Here is a 504-nt window from a genome sequence, read left to right as displayed (position 1 = left end):
GGCCGGCGCCGCCCCGGCGGCCGGGACCGAGAGCCCCGCGGCCGACGGCGACCCGGCCGCCACTGCCGGGACGTCCGGCGAGAGCACCTCGCCGGACGGCGCATCCTCCGCGACCGGAGCCGACCCGGCCGGGCCGCCCGGGACCGGAGCCGGCGCGGCGGCAACGTCCGCGACCGGAGCCGAGTCGGCGGGCGGCGGGGCCGCTGCCGCCGCGCCGGCACCGACCGGGGGCGATGCGCGCGACGCCCTGCTCGCGGACGCGCCGGCGCGCCTGGCCGCGGCGGTCGCGGCGTGCCCGGCCGCCACCATCGTCCTGGTCAGCCCGGAGGTCGGGCTGTCCGTGGTGCCGGCGTCGCGGACCGGGCGACGCTTCGCCGACCTGCTCGGCGCGATCAACCGCGCGGTGGCCGACGTCAGCGACCGGGTCGCGCTGGTCGTCGCCGGCCGCACCCTGTGGCTGCCCGCCGCCGGTGACGCCGCCGTGCCCGCCGCGGCCGTCCCGGC

The 504-nt window shown here is 83.5% G+C and carries 1 protein-coding gene; it reads left to right on the top strand.

From position 1 onward, the window contains the following. Positions 1-504 (top strand): bifunctional adenosylcobinamide kinase/adenosylcobinamide-phosphate guanylyltransferase (locus NUM_RS33785; RefSeq protein ID WP_207129000.1); only part of this gene is annotated, 504 nt, incomplete at both ends.

It is taken from the genome of Actinocatenispora comari, from assembly GCF_017312725.1.
In the GTDB taxonomy this organism is placed as follows: domain Bacteria; phylum Actinomycetota; class Actinomycetes; order Mycobacteriales; family Micromonosporaceae; genus Actinocatenispora; species Actinocatenispora comari.
Note: the sequence above shows the minus strand (reverse complement) of the source record. Positions and strands in the feature narration are given on the sequence as shown.